Source organism: Sinorhizobium americanum, assembly GCF_001651855.1.
Classification (GTDB): domain Bacteria; phylum Pseudomonadota; class Alphaproteobacteria; order Rhizobiales; family Rhizobiaceae; genus Sinorhizobium; species Sinorhizobium americanum.
The window spans coordinates 1-20,004 of sequence record NZ_LNQC01000053.1 but is presented as its reverse complement, the minus strand read 5'-3'; the positions used below and the strand labels follow the sequence as shown (position 1 = coordinate 20,004).

At 63.7% G+C, this 20,004-nt stretch carries 17 protein-coding genes; 6 read left to right on the top strand and 11 right to left on the bottom strand.

Translation table 11 applies throughout. The features are described from left to right. Positions 1 to 22 precede the first annotated feature (22 nt). Positions 23 to 1,279, bottom strand: a complete 1,257-nt coding sequence (oiaX, locus tag ATC00_RS14045) for a 3-oxo-isoapionate-4-phosphate decarboxylase OiaX (RefSeq protein ID WP_082912332.1) — start codon at positions 1,277 to 1,279, stop codon at positions 23 to 25. Between the two features lie 166 nt (positions 1,280 to 1,445). Between oiaX and ATC00_RS14040 the strand changes: the two genes are divergently transcribed. Further along, positions 1,446 to 2,177 (top strand): transcriptional regulator NanR, encoded by a 732-nt coding sequence (locus ATC00_RS14040; RefSeq protein WP_064253247.1) that lies wholly within the window; start codon positions 1,446 to 1,448, stop codon positions 2,175 to 2,177. Positions 2,178 to 2,789: 612 nt separating this feature from the next. Here the strand turns inward: ATC00_RS14040 and apnL are convergent. From apnL to ATC00_RS14000, 7 genes are all read right to left on the bottom strand, one after another. Next, positions 2,790 to 4,706 carry a D-apionate lactonase gene (gene apnL / locus ATC00_RS14030; RefSeq protein WP_064253246.1) on the bottom strand — a complete coding sequence of 639 codons (1,917 nt, stop codon included), beginning with the start codon at positions 4,704 to 4,706 and terminating at the stop codon, positions 2,790 to 2,792. Next, positions 4,703 to 5,737: a Gfo/Idh/MocA family protein gene (locus ATC00_RS14025; RefSeq protein ID WP_064253245.1), complete on the bottom strand. Its 1,035-nt coding sequence runs from the start codon at positions 5,735 to 5,737 to the stop codon at positions 4,703 to 4,705. Before ATC00_RS14025 ends, apnL begins: the two co-directional genes overlap by 4 nt. Positions 5,738 to 5,973: 236 nt before the next feature. Beyond that, positions 5,974 to 7,038 carry an ABC transporter permease gene (locus tag ATC00_RS14020; protein ID WP_064253244.1) on the bottom strand — a complete coding sequence of 355 codons (1,065 nt, stop codon included), beginning with the start codon at positions 7,036 to 7,038 and terminating at the stop codon, positions 5,974 to 5,976. Beyond that, the gene (locus tag ATC00_RS14015) at positions 7,038 to 8,588 is read right to left on the bottom strand and encodes a sugar ABC transporter ATP-binding protein (protein ID WP_064253243.1); all 1,551 of its coding nucleotides are present in this window, start codon (positions 8,586 to 8,588) and stop codon (positions 7,038 to 7,040) included. The genes ATC00_RS14020 and ATC00_RS14015 overlap by 1 nt, the downstream gene beginning before the upstream one ends. Beyond that, positions 8,585 to 9,229, bottom strand: coding sequence for a DUF2291 family protein (locus tag ATC00_RS14010; RefSeq protein ID WP_037388068.1), 645 nt, complete (start codon positions 9,227 to 9,229; stop codon positions 8,585 to 8,587). Before ATC00_RS14010 ends, ATC00_RS14015 begins: the two co-directional genes overlap by 4 nt. A 63-nt stretch (positions 9,230 to 9,292) precedes the next feature. Next, positions 9,293 to 10,234: a D-ribose ABC transporter substrate-binding protein gene (locus ATC00_RS14005; RefSeq protein ID WP_037388070.1), complete on the bottom strand. Its 942-nt coding sequence runs from the start codon at positions 10,232 to 10,234 to the stop codon at positions 9,293 to 9,295. Positions 10,235 to 10,296: 62 nt separating this feature from the next. After that, positions 10,297 to 11,124 (bottom strand): phosphogluconate dehydrogenase C-terminal domain-containing protein, encoded by an 828-nt coding sequence (locus ATC00_RS14000; RefSeq protein WP_064253242.1) that lies wholly within the window; start codon positions 11,122 to 11,124, stop codon positions 10,297 to 10,299. A 177-nt stretch (positions 11,125 to 11,301) separates the two neighbouring features. Between ATC00_RS14000 and ATC00_RS13995 the strand changes: the two genes are divergently transcribed. The 3 genes from ATC00_RS13995 to ATC00_RS13985 all read left to right on the top strand — a co-directional run bounded on the left by ATC00_RS13995 (position 11,302) and on the right by ATC00_RS13985 (position 15,131). Further along, positions 11,302 to 12,261: an AraC family transcriptional regulator gene (locus ATC00_RS13995; RefSeq protein WP_064253241.1), complete on the top strand. Its 960-nt coding sequence runs from the start codon at positions 11,302 to 11,304 to the stop codon at positions 12,259 to 12,261. A 194-nt stretch (positions 12,262 to 12,455) separates the two neighbouring features. Continuing rightward, the gene (locus ATC00_RS13990) at positions 12,456 to 12,914 is read left to right on the top strand and encodes a (2Fe-2S)-binding protein (RefSeq protein ID WP_037388073.1); all 459 of its coding nucleotides are present in this window, start codon (positions 12,456 to 12,458) and stop codon (positions 12,912 to 12,914) included. A gap of 3 nt (positions 12,915 to 12,917) precedes the next feature. Continuing rightward, a complete protein-coding gene (locus ATC00_RS13985; protein WP_064253240.1) occupies positions 12,918 to 15,131 on the top strand; it encodes a xanthine dehydrogenase family protein molybdopterin-binding subunit in 2,214 nt (737 codons plus the stop codon). Positions 15,132 to 16,090: 959 nt separating this feature from the next. Here ATC00_RS13985 and ATC00_RS13975 read toward each other — a convergent pair. Next, positions 16,091 to 18,136 (bottom strand): polysaccharide biosynthesis/export family protein, encoded by a 2,046-nt coding sequence (locus tag ATC00_RS13975; protein WP_234782311.1) that lies wholly within the window; start codon positions 18,134 to 18,136, stop codon positions 16,091 to 16,093. 256 nt (positions 18,137 to 18,392) lie between these two features. Then, entirely contained in the window at positions 18,393 to 18,749 is a 357-nt protein-coding gene (locus tag ATC00_RS33945; protein WP_327290156.1) for a helix-turn-helix domain-containing protein, read from the bottom strand. Between the two features lie 18 nt (positions 18,750 to 18,767). Here ATC00_RS33945 and ATC00_RS33940 point away from each other — a divergent pair, with 18 nt between their 5' ends. Beyond that, a complete protein-coding gene (locus tag ATC00_RS33940) occupies positions 18,768 to 18,986 on the top strand; it encodes a hypothetical protein (RefSeq protein WP_327290154.1) in 219 nt (72 codons plus the stop codon). A gap of 101 nt (positions 18,987 to 19,087) precedes the next feature. Here ATC00_RS33940 and ATC00_RS33935 read toward each other — a convergent pair whose 3' ends face one another. Then, the gene (locus tag ATC00_RS33935; RefSeq protein WP_327290152.1) at positions 19,088 to 19,474 is read right to left on the bottom strand and encodes a hypothetical protein; all 387 of its coding nucleotides are present in this window, start codon (positions 19,472 to 19,474) and stop codon (positions 19,088 to 19,090) included. Positions 19,475 to 19,616: 142 nt separating this feature from the next. Here ATC00_RS33935 and ATC00_RS13965 point away from each other — a divergent pair, with 142 nt between their 5' ends. After that, on the top strand, positions 19,617 to 19,943 hold the full coding sequence (locus ATC00_RS13965) for a hypothetical protein (protein ID WP_234782310.1): 327 nt from the start codon (positions 19,617 to 19,619) through the stop codon (positions 19,941 to 19,943). Positions 19,944 to 20,004: the final 61 nt, after the last annotated feature.

The window sequence follows — 20,004 nt, the reverse complement described above, 5'->3', positions numbered from 1 at the left end:
CCTCCGTGGATCATCGATGTGTTCAGGCGCCCTTGCCGCCGGAAAATTTTTCGAGGGACTGCGCGAGTTCCGGATGGTCTTTGGCATAGTCGGCTAGCGGGATACCGGCGACCGCCGCCTCCCAGGCCTGGCGCACCGCCCTGACGCCGGCGCCGGCGCCGCCCGGATGGCTGACGATGCCGCCGCCGCAGAGATAAAGCAGATCGGTCGAGCCGTCGGTGCGCGCATAGGTCTGGGGCGCCTGGCCGCCCCACTGGCCGGAGCCGACGACCGGCAGCGGGCAGTCGCGTTCGGAAAAGAGCGGCGTGCTGACCGCCTTGAACGATTTGACGAAGCTCTCGTCCGGCTCCCAATATTTGACGCGGATGCCGTTGATCTGGAACTGGTCGACGCCGATCAGCCGCCAGAACTGCTGCCAGACGGAGAACTCCATCCCAAGGCCGCCGTGGCGGGTGAGGATATCCCAGCCGTTCCGATGCGCATGGAGCACGATTCCGGAGCGTTTGCGCAGAAACGCCACGCCCCCCATGCCGATCGAATTGATGTTGACGACTCCGGCATTGCCGCCGGCTTTGACGACGAGGTCATGGTTTCGCAGCATCTCGTCGGGATCGGTGTGCGAAATGCCGAAGGCGTACATCACCTTCTTGCCGGTCTTCTGCTCGTGGTCGAGAATCCGCGGCATAATCGCGGCAATCCGCTCCTTCAGCGGCGAATAGGCCGGGCTCATCAGTTTCTCGTCGTCCTTGATGAAATCGACGCCGGAGGAGATGAGGTCACCCACCAGTTCAGCCGTCTCCTCCGGCCTCAGGCCCAATGCGGGCTTGACGATGGTGCCGATGATCGGGCGCTTCTCGACGCCGGTCAGCCGGCGGCTTCCCGCGACGCCGAACTGCGGGCCGGGATGGGCGGCGGCAAATTCCGGTGGCAGTCGCATGCCGATCACGCGAATGCCGGTCATCCCCTTGATCGAATAGACGCCGCCGATGGCGATCGTCATCAACGCCGAGAGATCCGTGCCGACCGCATCGAGCGGGAAGTCTATGTCCGCCTCGGCCCGATTGAAGCGCTTCGCCTCGCCCGCCTCCTCCGGCCATGAGGGACAGTCGCTTGACCCCAGATGCCTGATCGCAACCACCCTGGCCGCGACCCGTGCCTTCAGCTCTTCAGTTTCGCCCGGGACCGGCACGAAGGTTCCGGTCGACTGATCGCTGGCGATCTTGGCCGCCATCGCCTCGACGTCGCCGGGTGTCTCGATGCGGTAGGTCATGCGGATCACGGCACTTCGCTCTTCATCAAATGAGTGACCTCGTTCAGCTCAACTGGTATAATGAGTATCTGAGTTGCGCAAGAGAAATCGCCTGAGTCGGCCGGCAAGGCCGAGATTTCCTCTCTCGGGAAAACGTGGATATAGAGGGACAGGCGACAATAGCGGTGGAGTTCACATGGCGATTCAATCCGAACCGATCGTTCGCAGGAAACTTTCCGACGAGGTCTTCGCCCGGTTGAAGGCGCTGATCGAGACAGGCGAGTTGCAGCCCGGCGACGAGATGCCGTCGGAACGGATGCTGATGGAGCGTTTCGAGGTCGGCCGACCAGCCATCCGCGAAGCCATGCAGGCGCTTGCCAATATGGGACTGATCGAGATTTCGCACGGCGAGCGCGCCAAGGTTCTGCAGCCGACGGCGCAATCGCTGCTTAAACAGGTGGACGTCGCCGCCAAGATCATGCTTTCGGCATCTTCGGACTCGCTCGAGCACCTAAAAAACGCCCGCATTTTCTTCGAGCGCGGCATGGTGCGCGAGGCTGCGAGCCGTGCCACGGATGCGGATGTCGCCGCGCTTGAAGAGACCTTGAAACGCCAGCGCGCCGCGCTCGGAGATTCCGACGACTTCATCGCAGCAGACATGGCCTTTCACGGCCGCATCGCTGAGATATCCGGCAATCCGATCTTTAGTGCCGTCAGCGAGGCGATGCTCGGCTGGCTCAAGGAATATCACACGGAATTGCTGATCTGGACGGGTAAGGAAAACGTGACCCTCTCCGAACACGCAGAAATCATCGACTGCATCCGCCGGGGAGATCCTGACGCCGCCGAGCAAGCAATGATAAAGCATCTCGAGCGTTCGCGGGCCCTTTATGCGCCCAAGGGCAAGGTCGAGAGCCAGGCGGGATAACCAGCCCTTCTTTCGACTGGGAAGGGCGGCGCCGTTCTTAGTGCGCCATGGCCAGGGGTGCTATTCTCCACTTTGATAGATTTGTAGCATTTAGCTGCTTAACTCCGAGAAGGCCCACTCGTTCGCAAAAGATTCGAAGGTTTCCTCGCGAAGATAGAACAGGTAGTGCCTTTCTCCATCACTGGGGCAAGGAGCTACTTGCCAATCATCAGGCGCGTTCCTTAGAGGGTCATCCCCTTTCAACTCATAGAATTCGCCCCATCCCGGGGCCTGCTTGCTGTAGCGGCATTGGCCGAGAAACCAGCCCTCGTCGTTCGTTGGACCAAGCCGCCACTTTCGACATCCCTTGAACGTGAGAAATCCAAAATTCCGGTGGCTGTCTCCCGGTTTCCAACTGTTCAATCGGAACCGCAATTTAATCGTGGAGCCGGACGTGCAAACCTCAGGATCAGGCGCATTGGGCTCGGCATTCCAATTGAGGTTCAGGTGCACAAACGTGGGCGAGGCCATAAAGTCTACCATGCATATTCAACAAATCCACCTATACTCGCGCCAATGGCGAATCCCAGTGGGGCATTTCAACCTTGTGGTATTTGTTACCGAATTCCGCATTTAAAGATGGTCAACGCGGGCGACCGCATATGCGGGAAGCGTGATCGCCGTTTCCTGGTGCAAGCGCGCCTCAGGTTTCTTGACGCCGTCGTGAAGCCAGCTTTCGTCCAGTAGGACGAGTCTCCTCGTGCCGGGCTCGGCGAGCACCGTCTGCATATCGGGGGTGAGATTGGCAAACAACACGGTTGTGGTCCCACCGAGATCCGCGCCAAGCCCGAGAACCTTATCCGGCGCGGATGTCTCGACGGCGATGCGCTTGCCCTCCGAAAGCTCGGCCAGCCACCGCAAGACGTGGAACAATGGCCGCGGATGACCCTCCTTGACCGGCTCGCCTGGCCCGGCCACCAGGCCGAATGGACCGGCAAGCGTCGAAAGGGTCAGCACCTCGGGTTCCGCATCCGCCACCGTCGCCGCATAGGCGAGCGTCCAGGCGGCGCCGAACAGCGCGTTGTGGCGCGGATCGCGGTTCGCCATAGCGATGCGCTTGCCCGACGGATTGTCCTTGGTTTGGCTGCCATAAGGGTTCTGGCGCATGGCGATGGTGGACGGGCCGACGCGGTAGGGCTTGTTGCCATAGATCGCCCGCACGGAGCGGGTGACGTCACGCAGCGCCTCGAAGGTCTGCATGACGCTCCGATCGTCGGCCGCGTGGACGATCGGATTGGTGCAATGGGTGACATAGGCGAGCCGATCGGCCGGCACGCGCTTGCGGTTGAGCTCAGTGAAATAGCTGAACATGCCGCCGCCGATCGGAACGGCGGGAAACGCTGCTTGCGCGGCGACATAGACGTCTTCGAGCGGCGGGCAGTCCGGCCAGGTGCTGCCCGGCGGCGTCGACTGACGATCGACCGACGGCGAGACGGCGAGGCTTGCGAGCCGCAGCCCGCTGTCGCGGACCATCCGGGCAATCGCGCCCAGTTCCTCATCCAGCGGCCGCCGGCACGGCACGAAGCATTCGAGCGTCACCGCGCCGCCAGAAGTATCGGCCATTTGTTTGAAATGCCTCAGCGCCGCTGCGCCATGACCGGCGTCCGGATCGAAGTGGCAGATCAGATGGCAGGCCCCGAGTTCGCGGATGAGGCTCGCGTCGAGAAGCTCGTCGCTCACCTCGTCGGGCCTGAGGCCGACGCCGATTGCCGGTAATTTGCCTTGATCGCGCCTCAACGAAATCCGGATCGGACCAAGCTCCTGGTCGCTCTCGGGGGTGGCGGCGCCCACCTGTCGGATCGACAGCCGGATCGCTTGATGCACTGTCTCCCCGGCCCTCAACACATAGGGCCAGGGAAGCGCCAGCGGCCGCACATAGGTTTTGTAGGAGCCGTCGGTCCAGTTCCTCTGGTCCTCCATCTCGAAGACGTCGCCGGCCATGCGGCACTCGGCCTTGATCCCGGGCATCACCTCATGGGTGAGCGCGGCGATATCCTTGAACGGCTGCCAGGGCTCAATCCGATCGGGGAAGACCGATTGCTCCACCGAACCGCCGCCGTTCTCGACCGTGACTGCCTGGCCAGCCAGCCCGACGATCGGATGAAGGATCGCAAAGCCGGCGCGCGCCGTTTCGAAATCGCGATCCGGCGTGAAGTGGGTATCGAAGATGAGCGCATCGGGGAAGACCTCAATGGTCGACCGGCAGTCAAGCACGGCCCCGTCGGGAGCCTGAAAGCGGGCGTCATATCGCACGATCGTCGCCGCCCCTTCCTCTTCGACGATCAGACCGGTGATTTCCGCCTCGCATGTCCCCCAATCCCGGTCGCGCACCAGAAAGGAAATCGCCCGCAGCACCTCCGTGCCGGAAAAGCGGATCATGCGCAGGTTGCCGCCGACAAGTTCAGCGCTGAGCCGGCCTGCTTCGAGCCGCCGCGGCACCGGCTCCGGCTCCTCTGTCCCGAAGAGCAAAAAGGCGCGGGAAGCCGTCATCCGAGGAATTCCTCGACCGGCACGGTCTTGCCCTTGGCGGCGCTGCGATAGGACGCCTCGACAAGCGCAAAGGTCTTGAGATTGTCCCTGCCTGACGTGTCCGGCTCGCGGCCGGCACGCAGACAGTCGACCCAATGCTGCTGGATCAGGCTGACGCTCTCCTGGATATTGTGCCAGGGCGGTGAGGCCCAAGGCAGAAGGCGGGGCTCGACGTCCGTCACCTCGGTTCCGTCGCGCGAGTGAACGTGGAGACGGTAGCCCTGCGAGAGCCGCAGCGTGCCCTTGCTGCCATCGACCTCCAGCAAGGTCTCAGGGAAAGGCTCGACGGGCAGTCTGGTGGCATAGCTGCAATCGACGACGGAGGTGATCCCGCGCCGATGGTCGAGCATCATGGTCGCGACGTCCTCGCCGACGATCCTCGAATTGACCCGGCGGGTGCGGGCGGTCACCGACGCCACGTCGCCGAAGAGATACCGAGCGATGTCGAGCGCGTGGATGCCGAGGTCCTCGATAATGAAGCGCTTGCCGGTCGCGAGATATGGCTGACCGGAATAGACGTCATAGGCCGATCGGAAGCTTACCCGCCCCCAGAACACTTCGCCGATCGCGCCGCTATCGATCGCAGCCTTTGCCGCCCGGATCGGCGACTGCCAGCGGAAATTCTCGTGCACCATCAGCGGCACGCCCGCCTCGGCGCAGGCGGCGACCATCGCTTTGGCATCCTCCATGGTCGGCGCGATCGGCTTCTGACAGATCGTCGGAATGCCATAGCGCGCGGCCAACTCGACAAGCGGGCGGTGGCTCCTGACGGTCGTCGCAATGTCGACGAAATCAAAACCGCCATCGGCAAACAGATCCTCGGCCGACGTGTAACGGCGCGTGATGCCGAACTCGTCGCCGACCGCCCTGAGCCGCGCAGGATCGCGGTCGCAGATGGCGACGATGCGCGCCCCCTCGGTGTCGCGCCAGCCATGCATCTGATTGACCGCGAAGAAGCCGCAGCCGATCAGCGCGCCCTTTTGAATTGCCATATTGTCTTTCCTTCCAACTCAAGGGCCTCCCAACCCCGCCAACTTAAAAACCCCTCAGCTCTTGCAACTCCAAGACCCCTCCCCAACGCCTCCCCACAAGGGGGAGGGGCTACAGTGCCGCACCCTCCTCTCGAGCCTGGAGCATTGCCACTTGTGGAAACGCCGGCATTGCGCAAGACGGTGCCGCCGCGAAGCCCCTCCCCCCTTGTGGAGAGGGGTTGGGGAGGGGAATAATGCTACCCGTTCTTTGCCAGCTGCATCAGCGTCACCTGCTGCTGCAGCCGGCGTTGCGCCTGGTCCACCACGACCGCGACGATGATGACGATGCCCTTGATAACCATCTGCCAGAAGGACGAAATACCCATCATGACGAGGCCGTCGGACAGAATGCCGATGACGAAGGCGCCGATGATGGTGCCGCCGATCGTGCCGCGGCCGCCGGACATCGACGTGCCGCCGAGGACCGCGGCGGCGATGGCGTTGAGCTCGAAGGAGTTGCCCGTCGCCGGGTGCGAGGCCATCAGTTCCGAGGAAATCACCAGGCCGACAATCGCCGCGCAGAAGCCGGAGAACATGTAGACGAACATCTTCACGCGATCGACGCGGATGCCGGAGATGCGGGCGGCCCGCTCGTTGCCGCCGACCGCGAAGATGTGGCGGCCAATCGGCGTGTATTTGGCCACATAGGCGGCGGCGAGCGCCACGACGATGAGGATCCAGATCGACACCGGCAGGCCGAGGAGCCGGCCGGAGCCCAAGAAGGCGAAGCCGGTCGTCGCCAGTTCCGGCTTGCCGACGAGGTTGGGGAAAGTCTGGCCATCCGAGGACAAGAGCGCAAAACCGCGCGCCACATAAAGCGTGCCGAGCGTGGCGATGAACGGCGCCACATTCAGCTTGGTGATCAACAGGCCATTGATCGCGCCGATCACGATGCCGACGGCGAGCGTGATGAGGCACACCTCGAAGACGTTGAAATAGATCGTGTAGCCGAACTGCAGGTCGATGCCGTTCAGGATCAGGCCGCCGGCCACCATGCCGCAGAGCCCGACAATCGAACCGACGGAGAGGTCGATGCCGCCGGTGATGATCACGAAGGTCATGCCCATGGCGAGGAAGGCGTTCAGCGCCACGTGTTTCGACATCAGGATGAGGTTGGCGGTCGACAGGAAGTTCGGTGCGAAGACCGAAAAGAAGGCGATCACCGCGAAGAGCGCGATGAACGTCCTGAGCTTCATCAGCGTCAGCAGCAGGGAGCCGTTCGAAGCTTCCGACGCGTTGGTGGTGGTGCTTGCCACTGTCATCAGGCGTGTTCCCTTGTCGTCTTGTGGCCTTCGGCCGAAGCCGTCACGATCATCTCTTCCGTCGCCTCGGCGCGATCGATGACGGTGACGAGCCGTCCATTGCTCATGACGGCGATGCGGTCGGAGAGCGCCATCACCTCTTCGAGGTCGGAGGTGGAAAACAGGATCGCCAGACCCTCGCCTGCCAGCCGCCGCATGGTGCGGAAGACGTCGGCCTTGGCGCCGACATCGATGCCGCGGCTCGGCTCGTCCATCATGAGCACCTTCGGCCGGGTCATCAGCGCCTTGCCGATGACGACCTTCTGCTGGTTGCCGCCCGACATCGAGGTGACCTCGAAATCCGGATTGGGCGCCTTGATGGAAAGGTCGCCGATTGCCGCCTTGATCGCCGCCCGCTCTTTTTCGCCGACGATATGGAAGCCGAAGCGCAAGAAGCGCTCGAGGCTTGCCAGCGTCAAATTGCTGGCGATCGACAGCGCCTGCACCAGCCCCTCGCGCTGGCGGTCCTCCGGAATCATCGCGAGGCCCCGCCGGATCCGGTCGGAAGTATCGCAGTCGGAAATGTCGACGCCGCCGACATGGACGCGTCCGGTCGAATGCCGATGCTGGCCGATGACGCATTCGAAGAACTCGCTTCGACCGGCCCCCATCAGGCCGTAGATGCCGAGCACCTCGCCGGCGCGCACCGAGATCGACACATGGTCGACGGCGAGGCCGCCGGTGCGGCGCGGCAGGCAGATGTCCTCGGCGCGGAAGACTTCTTCACCGAGGCGATGATCGACCGACTTGGCGAAATCCTTCGCATCCGAACCGATCATTGAGCGGACGATCCACTTCGTATCGATGTCCCTGACCATCGCATGGCCGGTGATCTGGCCGTCGCGCAGCACCGTGATGTAGTCGCCAATCCGCATCAGCTCTTCCAGGCGGTGGGAGATGTAGACGATCGCCACCCCTTGTGCCTTCAATTCGCGGATGACCTTGAAGAGCACATCGACTTCCGCCGCCGAAAGCGCCGAGGTCGGCTCGTCGAGAATGAGAATGCGGGTGTCGAGCGAGATAGCTTTGGCGATCTCCACCAGTTGCTGCTGACCGATCGGCAGGTCCTCGACGAGGGTCTCGGCGTCGATGCCGGCATCGAGCCTGTCGAGGAAATTGTTGGCCTTGTCGACCTGGGCGCGGTGGTCGATGCCGCGCAGGCCGCGGGTCACCTCACGGGTGGCAAAGATGTTTTCGGCGACGGAGAGATTGCCGAAGAGGTTGAGCTCCTGGAAGACCATGCCGATGCCATGGCGCTGGGCATCGGCCGGCGAATGGAACTCGACTTCATTGCCATCGAGCAGAATGCGGCCGAGCGACGGTTTTTCGACGCCGGCGATGATGCGCATCAGCGTCGATTTGCCGGCGCCATTTTCGCCGACAAGCACATTCACGGCACCACGCCTGAGCGCCAGATTGGCGTGGCGCACGGCGACGATGCCGGAATAGACCTTGGTGACGTCCTCTAGGCGCAGCACGCAATCGTCGTCTTGAGCCGGCTGCATGGTCATCCAGCCACCGTCAGCTGCACCGGCACGAACAGCGGCAGCTGCCCCTTGGCCGGTGCGGGATAGGCGCCGACCGCATCGAGCTTCTTGCCGACGAGCTGGTCGCGCGGCAGCTTTTCCAGCACCAGGCCGTTGACAAGGGTGTTGAAGGCCTTGCCGTATTGCGCCCACTCGATCTGGTTCTTGAATTCGTTGAAGTTGACGAAGTCGAGGCTGTCGCGGATCGCCGTGCCGCGGATCGCCGGTCCGATCTGGACGCGCGCATCCGCCTTGCCGTCGCCATCGGCATCGACCTCGACATAGGCCGAGCGCGACTTCGTCTCCGCCTTGACGATGGTGCCGGAGAGGCGCGCGGCGAAGGTCCAGGGCGCGTTGCCCTGCTTTTCCTTGTGCCCGTATTTGGCGCCGGCCGCTTCCAGATTGCTGGCCGCAAGCGCAGCGACCTCGGAGAACGGCCCCGCCTTCCTGTCGAGATAGGGCACGACCTTGCTGTCCCAGATCTCGCCGACCATGCGATCCGGATCGAAACCGCCGACGGCGGACTGCGCCGTCTCCTCCGCCGTCGGCGTCTTGATGATCTTGCAGCCCGCGAGCGCCATCATCACCGCAACGATAATAGCGGACGCGCCCCTCGTACTTGACATCGAAAGTCACTCCATTGGAGCGCGCGATGTGGCCGAGGCCGCTATCGCGCGCAATTCCGACGGTCAGTTGGTGAGCGCGAAGGTCTCGAGCTGGTCGGCGTTTTCGCTGTTGATCAGCACGCAGTCCATGAGCTGCTTCTCTTCGGCCGGCTTCTTGCCGGTGGTGATGAAGTCATGCGCCTGCTGGACCGCCATCTGTGCCTGAGCATAGGCAGGCTGGAGCACGGTCGCCTTGATGCCGCCGGACTTGATCGAGTCGCGCACGTCGTTCGAACCGTCGAAGCCGACGACGATGACGTCCTTGCGGCCGGCGGCCTGCAGGGCGGCGATCGCGCCCATGGCCATCGTGTCGTTGCCGGAGATGACGCCCTTGATGTCCGGGTTGGCCTGCAGGATGGTCTCCATCTTGCTGTAGGCCTCGGTCTGGCTCCAGTTCGCCGACTGCTGCGCCACCATCTTCAGCTCGGTATATTCGTCGATGACGTCGTGATAGCCCTTCGAGCGGATGCCGGCATTGAGATCGGATTCACGGCCGAGCAGTTCGACATAGTTGCCGGATTCGCCCATCAGCTTGACGAATTCCTCGGCGCCGAGCTGCGCACCCTGGTAGTTGTTGGAAACGATCTGCGACACGGCAACGCCGGTGGCGTTGATTTCGCGGTCGATCAGGAAGGACGGCACGCCCGCATCCTTGGCCTTCTGCACGGCCGCAATCGAGGCTTCCGAGCCGGCATTGTCGAGGATGATCGCCTTGGCGCCGCGGCCGATTGCGGTATCGATCAGCTGCGACTGCTTGTTGGCGTCGTCGTCATGCACGAGGACGAGCGTCTCATAACCGAGTTCCTTGGCCTTGGCCTCGGCACCGACCGCCTCGGCCTTGAAGAACGGGTTGTCATGCGACGGCGTGATGATCGCGATGAGATCGGCCGCGTAAGCGGGCAAGGCGGAGCCCGCCGCCAGGAAGGCCGCGAAGGCGGCCATGGTCATTCTGCGTGTCAGTTTCATCTCTTCTCTCCTCCCAGGTTGAAAACGACCGGAGCTAGCCCAAGCGCTCCGGTTTTCGTGAATCAGGTGATGCGGCGGATGCTGTCGGCGATTTCCTGCGGCTCGAAGACGCGCTTCCAGTCGTCGCGCATCAGCATCGGCTTGCCGAACTCGATCGCCTTGTTGCAGGCATCCGAGAAGACGCCCTCCACCTCTTCGAAGATCACGGCGCCGAGCACGTTCATGTGGCCGAGGAGGAAATCGCGCGCCGCCTCCTTCGGCACGCCGCGGGCGACGCATTCGTCCATCGCCTCGCGCATGACGACGAGCAGCGAGGCGCAGACTGTCTCCGAAAGGCCGGGCTCGAGCAGCGCCATCTGCTCGACGGTGACGCGATGCGAGCGCATGACCGGCGCCCAGATGATCCTGGCGATTTCCTCGCCCTTCGCGTAGTCCGCCTCCGGCCCCTGCATCAGCGCCGATACGATGTGCTGCTTGGCGGCGATACCGCCGAAATGATCCTTGCGCGCGGCAAGCTCGGTCTCGTCATTGAAGATCGGCGGATGGCAGGGATGGGTGACGAAATAGGTGAGGTCGTCGCGCTTCGGCAGATGGCCGGCAAAGGGTGCAGCCGCGTCGAGCACGATGATGATTGTGCCGGGCTTCAATCTGTCAACGATGCCGGCCGCCACCTTGCCGATCGCCGTATCCGGCACCGCGAGAATGACGACGTCGGCGCCGTCGAGAGCGGTGTCGAGGGAGACCGCCTCGAGCGCCAGCTCTTTTGCCAGCCGCGCTTTGCCGATCTCGCTCACCTCGACGTGGCGAACGTCGAAGCGCGATCCCTTCAGGTTCTTAGCCAGCCGGCAGCCCATCTTCCCGCCGGCCCCCAATAAGGCAATCGAAGTCATCTGCATCTCCCGCATGTCGATCAGCGAAGCTATAGCCGAACTGGTATGATGAGTCAATGAGTATATCACTGGCCTTTTCTGTGCAAGGTCCAATTTCTTGCCTAATCCTGCACAGTTCAAAAGAATGTGATAGTCAGTGACTTGACAACGGCCGGGGAAGCGGTGACAGCCATGCCCATGAGCGACGCCATCGATGAGCGACAGCGCCTACGCGAGGAAACGGCACCGCTTCGTCGGCGGATCCTCGATGAACTGACGCAACTGCCATGGGACGGTCTGCGCTACAGCCACACGGTTCCCGGGCTTTCGCTCTACCGCGTCGTTGAACCGGCCGGGCCCTTTTCCGCCGTTTATGAGCCAAGCCTTTCGCTCATCGTCCAGGGAAGCAAGCGCGTCCATGTCGGCGACCAGACCCTCGTCTACGATGAATCCTGCTTTTTCCTGACGGCCCTCGGCCTGCCGGCGACCGGGCAGATCTGCGAGGCGAGCCTCGACGAGCCCTATGTGGCGGCGTCGCTCCGCCTCGATCTCGAGAAACTGCGGCGGATCATCACCGATCACGACCTGCACCCGACGGAGCCGCCCGAGCGCGACCTGGTCGGCGTCGTCGTCGGCGACGCAACGCCGGCGCTGTTTGACGCCTTTCTGAGGCTGATTTCGCTTGCGAAGGCTCCGGCCGACATACCGTTTCTGTCCAATCACATCCACAACGAAATCCTCTACCGGCTGCTGACCGGCGAGCAAGGCGCGCGGCTCAGGCGTTTTGCGCTTGCCGGCACCAACAGCAACCGCGTCGCCAAGGCAATCGCCTGGCTCAAGCAGAATTACGCCCGGCCGCTGCGCGTCGAAGAACTGGCGGAAATCGCCAATATGGGGGTCTCGACGCTGCACCACCATTTTCGCGCGATGACCGCCATGAGCCCGCTGCAGTTCCAGAAGCATCTGCGGCTGCACCACGCTCGAGAATTGATGCTGGCGGAATCCCTCGACGCAACAACCGCCGCCCTCAGGGTCGGATATGAGAGCCCGACCCAGTTCAGCCGCGAATATAGGCGCGCATTCGGCCATCCGCCGCTGCGCGACATCAAGGCAATCCTGAACTCCAACGACGCCGCCAAACGTGATTCAATCGGCTAGCGCAAGAGAGGCGCAGATGGCCGATGATCACAATCCCGCCCACGAGACAGAAATAGGCAATAATCCGAGAGGATCGAATCTACCGGACGGGAGGCCAGTCTTCTAAGCTGCGGCCGCAGTCTGGCGAATGGCTGCGGCGCGAGAGGCATGGCTGCACCTGCTTGCCCTTCCCGTCTCAACGCGAGGAGAACACCATGGCAATTGTGACGATCAACGGCGTCGAGCATTCGGTCGACGCCGCGGCGGATATGCCGCTTCTTTGGGTGATCCGCGATCTTGTAGGGCTGACGGGTACGAAATTCGGCTGCGGCATGGCGCAATGCGGCGCCTGCACCGTCTATGTCGACGGTTCGCCGGTCCGCTCCTGTCAGACCTTCATAGGCGACATCGAAGGCGCTCAGGTAACCACCATCGAGGGCTTGAAGGGCAAGGTCGCGGAAGCGGTGCAGGCCGTCTGGGCCGACCTCGACGTTCCGCAATGCGGCTACTGTCAGTCGGGGCAGATCATGTCGGCGACGGACCTTTTGGCCAACAACCCGAAGCCGACCGACGAGGACATCGACGCCGCCATGTCGGGCAATCTCTGTCGTTGCGCCACCTACCATCGAATCCGTGCCGGCATTCACGAAGCCGCAAAGCGTCTGGAGGGCTGAGCCATGCTACCGAAACTGATGCAATCGATCACACTGCCCGCCGCCCGGGTCGAGGCTTCACGTCGGCAATTTCTGATCGGCGCGCTGGCGACCGGTACAGGCCTCGCCATCGGCTTTCGGCTCCTCTCAGCGTCGCCGGCGGCAGCGAGCGAGACGCCTGCGGCGGGTGCACATGCCTTTTCCCCCTATGTCATGATCGACGGGGATGGGAAGGTGACCGTGCTTTCCTCGCAGTTCGAGATGGGGCAAGGCTCCTATAACGGCATCGCCACGCTGGTGGCCGAGGAACTCGATGCCGACTGGTCGACGATCGACGTCAAGGGCGCTGCCGGCAATTTACCGGCCTATGGCAATATCGCCTTTGGCGGCGCCATGCAGGGAACCGGCGGTTCGACCTCCATGGTGACCTCGTGGGAACGCTACCGCAAGGCGGGCGCTGCAGCCCGCGCCATGTTGGTCGCCGCGGCAGCCTCCGATTGGGGCGTCGACGCAGCGGAGATTACCGTCAACAAGGGCGTGCTCTCCCATCCCTCCGGCAAGAGCGGCGGCTTCGGCACCTTTGCCGCCAAGGCGGCGACGCTGCCGGTGCCGGCCGACGTTAAGTTGAAGCAGCCGAGCGACTGGAAGCTGATCGGCAATTCGGAACTCAAGCGTTTCGACAGCGCCCGCAAGGCGAACGGCACGGAGCAGTACACGATCGACGTCAAGCTTCCCGACATGCTGACTGCGGTGATGATCCACCCGACGCTGTTCGGCGCCAAGGTAAAGTCCTTCGATGCCTCGGCCGCGCGTGCCATCAAGGGGGTGGTCGACGTCGTCGAGACGCCGCGCGGCATCGCGGTGGTCGGCGAGCACATGTGGGCAGCGATCAAGGGACGCGAAGCGGTCACCGTCGAATGGGACGAGGCAGGAGCCGAAAAGCGTGGTACGCAGCAGCTCATGTCCATGTACCGCGACCTTGTAAAGAAGCCGCCGGCGGCGGTCGCGCGCAAGGATGGCGACGCCGAAGCTGAATTCGCCAAGGCCGCCAAGGTCATCGAGGCGAGCTTCGAGTTCCCCTATCTGGCACATGCGGCGATGGAGCCGCTGAACGCGGTCGCGCGTATGAATGAAGATGGCACGCTGGAGATTTGGGGCGGACACCAGTTCACGGAGGTCTACCAGAAGCTCGCCGGAGATGTGGCCGGGGTCGCTGCGGAGAAGGTGCGCCTCCACGTTATGAAGACCGGCGGCAGCTTTGGCCGGCGGGCCGTGTTCGACGGCGATGTTGTCGTCGAGGCAGTGCATGTGGCCAAGGCCATCGGTTTCCGTGCGCCGGTAAAGCTGCAATGGACGCGCGAGAACGACATGCATGCCGGCCGCTATCGACCCGCCTATGTGCACAGCCTCAAGGCCGGCATCGACGACAGCGGAAAACTCGTGGCCTGGAACGATCACATCGTCGGCCAGTCCATCATGGCTAAGACGGCATTCGAGGGGATGGTCAAGAACGGCATCGACCCGACCTCGGTCGAGGGCGCGAACAACCTGCCCTACGCCATTCCGAACCAGACGGTCGGCCTGACGACCACGGATGTCGGTGTTCCGGTCCTGTGGTGGCGCTCGGTCGGCTCGACCCACACGGCCTTCGCCGCAGAAACCTTCCTGGATGAAGTCGCCGAGGCGGCGGGCCGCGACCCGGTCGAATTCCGTCTCTCCATGCTCGAGCCGGGCTCGCGCCACGCGACCGTGCTGAAGCTTGCGGCAGAAAAGGCGGAGTGGGAGAAGCCATTGCCGCAAGGCCGCTTCCGCGGCGTCGCCATCGCCGAAAGCTTCGGCTCCGTGGTTGCCGAGATTGCCGAAGTTTCGACCGACGGCAATGGCCAGATCAAGGTGGAACGGGTCGTCGCCGCCGTCGATTGCGGCCTGGCGGTCAATCCGGACCAAGTCCGCGCCCAGGTCGAGGGCGGCATCGGCTTCGGACTGAGCGCCATACTGGGCGAGGAAATCTCGCTGACCGACGGCGCAGTCGACCAGGGCAATTTCGACCTCTATACGCCGCTCAGGATCGATGCGATGCCGGCCGTCGAAGTCCACATCGTCGCCTCTGCCAACCCGCCCTCAGGGATCGGTGAACCCGGCGTGCCGCCGATCGGCCCCGCCGTCGCCAACGCCGCCTACAAGGCGCTCGGCAAGCGATTGCGCGTCATGCCGTTCTCGAAATCGCTGGACGCGTGATCTTGCCCTGCCCGGCTGGCCATCGCCGGCCGGGCAGGCGCCGACAAATGGCAATGGAATACCGCCGGAACGCGCGCTGTCGTCAGTTCACTGCAACGACCCTGCCGGACGAATCGAGGCGGCACCGGATCCGCGCCTGGCGGACCTGGATGCCGTCACGACCTGCATAATCTATGCGGACCACAAGCGGGGCCGTGAGCGCCCCGCCGCGATGCCGGAGCAGGGAACCGGCGCTGGCCGCGCGCACACGCACGCCGCCAAGAGGCGACGCAGCCGACGCTATCGCCTTTTGGCAGGCGCGAACGACGGCGCTGGGGGTCCCAGGCACCGCTGCAATCGTCAACGGCAGGCGTATGGGATAGCCCCATTCGCCTCGCTCATGGGTTCGCTTCTTCTTCAGCGGCCAAAGAATGTGTGGCAGAACAATGGATGCTCGCGCGCTCTTTGTCGGAGCAATGGAGATGATCCTACCGGCACCGCTGCTCCCTTGTGCGCTTGCGCCTGCGGTCGAGCCTCCGGAAGCACCGCTGGACGACCGCGTCCCAGATCCAGAACCAGAACCAGCGGCCGAACCGCCTGAAACAGCGCCGGAAGCCGGAGCCGTGCCCGCACCGTTCGATGATCCTGCATTCGGACCGGAGCCCACCGACAGGCCGCCACTCGTATTGCCGAGATTGCCGCCGACACCAAGGCTGGAGCCTCCGCTTCTGTTGAGCGAAGTTCCGCCTTTTACTCCCCCTACTCCTTTGACGCCCGCGCCAATTCCCGCCGAGGTGCCGTTCTTGCTGACCCCCACCTCGGCCCCGACGCTGACCGGGCCGACTTTGGCGTTAAGGCTTAAGGCGTGAGCGGGGCCGATCGCGACTGCGATCAAGACTGTGGCAGCTAAGTACTTGCGCATAATCTGGTTCCTCATCTTTGGGCCGAGAAGCCCTCGAAAAAGCTCGGCACTTTTCCGATCAGCGGCCACGGACCGGCGACCGCGTCGGGAGCAGTTCCTCGGGGAGCGCGAGCGTCACCGATTGAACCGATCGGGTTGGCTTGCCGAGCTCCACCTTGCGGACTTCCACCGACCCGCCACGCTTCCGCGCAACGGGCGTGCCACGTGCACTGGCGCGATCGCCGACGCCTGCCTTTCGTCTCTGCTCGATGCTTGCCATGGGGCGCTGAGCTTCCCGCTTCGGAAGCTTGACTTCCTTGCCTTCCACCGCAAGCTCGCGACTATTCGAACGGTCGGGCTCGTCTCCCAAGGCTTTGCCCAAGGCCGCCACGCTCAATGCCAATTGTTTTCTTGCCACATCGCGTTCTTCGCGCGCGGACTCGAGATCGCGCGCCAGCGACCGTCCCCTCTCGCGTTCCAGGTCGAGCGCCTCGCCAGCCCGGCTTGCCGTAGCCTCCGCAAGCCTTCCAGCCTGCAGGGCGGCCTGCTTTGCGGCTTGCAGCTCGGCGCGAGTCTGGAGCACCGACTGGCGAAGCAGGGCTAGGTCCCGTTCCTGTGCGGCAAGCTTGCGCCGCCCGTCCTCAAGAGCTCGCCTGGCATTGCTCAGCAATGCCCCCGCGGCATTGCGCCCCCTCAGCGCGGCGGCCTTCGATCGGACTTCTCCGGCCGTCAGGACGGCAAGCTTGCGCGCCTGCGCGCCGGCCTCATCGGCGGCACGCCGCATCGCTTCGAGGTCGCTTCTGGCCTCCGCCAAGTCATGGCGGAGACTGGCCTCGCGCTGACGACTAGCCAGGAGCGCGCCGTTCTTGATCGCCTCTATCTCCTTGCGCGCCGCGAGGAGCTTCTCCTCCAGGGCCGTGCGCTCGGCGCGTTCGCGCGCCGCCGCTTCAGCGGCCTGCTTTGCGGCTTGCAGCTCGGCACGGACCTGCAGCGCCGATTGGCGTAGGAAGGCGAGTTCCCGTTCCTGGGCGGCAAGCTTGCGCCGTTCGTCGTCGAGGACCCGCCTGGAATTAATCAGCGATGCCTCCGCGGCATCGCGCGCCCTGAGCGCCGCAGCCTTTGATCGGATTGCTCCGGCCGTCTTCGACTGCAGCCGCTCGATTTCGCGCAGCATCATCGCCCGGTCGCGGGCGAGCCCTTCGGCCCTCCGGCGCTCGTTCTCGAGAGCTCGCTCCTGATCGGCCGCCATGGCGGCAACCTTGCGCGCCTGCGCGCCCGCCTCGTCGGCGGCACGCCGCATTGCTTCGAGGTCGCTTCTGGTCGCCGCCAGATCGTCGCGGAGAGTGGCGTCACGCTGACGGCTGAGCGCACCGTTCTTGGTCGCGTCGATCTCCTTGCGCGCCGCGAGGAGTTTCTCCTCCAGGGCGGCGCGTTTGGTGCGTTCACGCGCCGCCAATTCACGAGCCTCGTTGGCCTCTGTTACCGCGGATTCCCTGTCTCGCGCCGCTTTCGCTTGTTGTTGCAGTTGAACCTTCATCGCTTCGATATGGGCGCGCGCGGCATGAAGTTCCTGCGCCAGGGTGACAGCGCGTCGACGCTCTTCAACGAGGCGGCGATGGTGCCGTATCGTGGCGTCACGCGCGGCCTGACGCGCAGCGAGCGCTTCTCTGCGAGCCTCTTGCAGCTCTTCACCCCTGGACCGTTCTGATCCCAAGGTTTGCGGCTGCGCCGTCGGCTCCGTTACGCGCGGCCGCGCTGCAGCCGGGGCCCCCGTGACACGGGCGGTTGCCCGCAATGGCGGCACGTCGGTCGCCCGCGTCCGTCGTTGGACGGTCGTCACCGGACGTTGGTGGCTGCCGCTTCTGACCTGCAGGCGGTCGGCTATCAGCTTGGCCAGCTCACTCTCGGAAAGACCTGCCGCGGGCAGGCGTCCGATGCCCGGAAGCTCAAGCGTTCCGCCTCTCCCGATCGTGAACGTGTCGTTCAGCAGCGTCGCCTCGGCCACCCCGCCAAGCAAGGTATGCCACCCGGAAACGCCTATCTCGACCGTGTCTTGCGGAGCGAGCCTGTCGTCGGTCGCCGACTCGCCGCTTGCGGGAGATCCAAGCAGCATGAAAAGGCACAACGGAACTATCCTGAGCGTGGCCCTGAATGATGCCTGGCGAGGAGCAGGACTGTCACACGACGCCTCGGACCTGTTTACACGATCCATGACTGATCCTCCCGGACATGCGCGCATGGCAGGCAAGTCATGCGCGCACAGCGCTGATGATCTGCAAACATAACATTCAAGGTAGCAAAGCTGCTTCGCCGCGGTGAGGTTCAAATAGGGTTAGCGGCATCCGCCAATATTCTTAACCCGTCCTCCCAACCTGACGGAGCTACTCCGTTTGGATGAGCCGGCTCTTGCTTTCGCCATGGGTATGAGGCGGGTGCGTGCCAGTCGGCTCGGTAGACGGTCGGTTTTGCTCGCGCCAGGAAGCCGGGCTGAGAGAGGTCACGCGCCGGAACTCACGGTTGAAGTTCGATTTCGTCTGAAAACCGGATTCGAGCATCGCGGCGGTTACCGACATGTCGCTCTCCCGCAGGAGCCGGCAGGCTTCGGCGATGCGGAAATCGTTGATGTATTGCGAAACGTTTTTGCGCGCCAGGCGATTGACTGCCCCGGATATCTGCCGGGCCGGCACACCAGCGCGCCGCGCCAGCCGCGATAAGGTCAGGTTTTCGTCCCGCGACAATCGCTGTTCGATAAGCAGATGATCGATGCGATCCAGGACCTCGCGATCCTTGGCCAGCGATGCAGCGTCATCACTATTTGCTGGCCCGGCCGGGAGCGGCCGCGCACGGGCTGCGACATCTGCGGTAAAGCCGAGGAAAAGCAGTTCGACAAGATTTCCGTTGCTGACGATCAGAGCGGCATTGGCTCCCCTCGCCCACTGGAAATCGAGAAAAATCGCCAGGTCGAAGAGGGCTGAGACACAGAGCGCTGCGGCAGCAACCAGAAGGGCGCGGTGTGCCGCGTGAGCGCGGTCAAGACGCGCCTCGTCCAAGCCGTCGGGACCTGCGCGCCCGAGGCTCAAGAGAGCCAGTCGTATCCGACGAACAGCAATATCAAGGCACCGTCGACCAGAACCGGCGACAGCGCCAACAGTGCGACGATGCCGAGCGGCGGCGTGGCGTGAAGCCAACGGAGACCGCTTGCCGCGGCCCCCTCTCCGTGGATCAGGCAGCGGAAACTCGCCAGTACCAGCGGCGGCAGGCAACTCGCCAGCACGGGCAGCACGTAGCGCAGAACCGCGATGTCATAACCCCACCGCAAGCCGACGATGATCGATTGCCCGACGCACAGGCAGAGCAGCGCCAGAAATGGCCGAAGCCCCTCGTGCGGCTCGTTGCGCAGCATCGCCACGAGGAGGATCAGGAGCAGCAGGGCGACCACGAACGGCAGCGGGAGGAAAATCAAGCTCAGTCCTTTGGGGGTGGCGATCGACGGTCGAATGTTGACCCATATCGCGATTCGGGACGACCTGAATCATGATCGAGGACGCGGAGAAGCCGGGCACGCCCAATCATATGCCGGTTCCTTCAACCCTGTGAGATTACCGATGATTTTTCCCCGTCTTCTAGCCGCCCTTTCCCTCTCCGCGCTTTTTGCGGCACCCTGCCTAGCGATAGAAACCGGCGTGCGCGACTTCAGCCTTGCCGCTCCCGAGGGCGGGCGGCGTCTTCAGGTCACCGTCTGGTATCCTGCCGAACCTGGCGGCAAAGCCGTTCTGGTGGGTGACAACCAGGTCTTCAGGGGTGCGCCGGCGCTGTCAGAGGCACCGTTCCTCGAAGGCCGCTATCCGCTGGTCGTGATGTCGCACGGCTCGGGAGGGCGCATCCAGGGCATGAGCTGGCTCGCCGCGGAACTAGCTAGTGCCCGTCCATAAACGGTAAACTGCTGAAATTATTGGGTGAATCGCGATATCTGCGCGGGCAAAGCCCGGCGGC